Below are 343 nucleotides of genomic sequence, written 5' to 3' on the forward strand. Positions count from 1 at the left end.
ATTGTTGCTGCCTGGGGTGCCTACGCCGGGTTCGTCGGTCACAGCGGTGCTGACCGGCGTTTTGTCCAGAACCAGGTTCTCGAACTTGCCGACATCAGCGCCATCCACCGAAGCGATCGATTTGATCACCGCGTCGTTGGTACCGACGTAGACGTTGTCCGGAGCAGTCACGGTGGTGAAACCAGTGGTGCTGTTGGCCGGAACAGTGATGACAGTGGTGCCGTCGCTCAGCGTGAAGGTCAGTGCCGAGTGCTTATCGATCGGCAGGCCATCTTTGTTGGTCAGGGTGATGGTGTAAGTGATCGCACCGCCTTCGGTGACCGAAGGCGTCGCAGTCAGTTTA

The 343-nt window shown here is 58.6% G+C and carries 1 protein-coding gene; it reads right to left on the minus strand.

Annotation, left to right across the window (positions count from 1 at the left end):
- Window positions 1–343 (minus strand): immunoglobulin-like domain-containing protein (locus AC5PZ0_RS28330; protein WP_493856223.1); only part of this gene is annotated, 343 nt, incomplete at both ends.

This window comes from Pseudomonas sp. 5.2 (assembly GCF_059025405.1).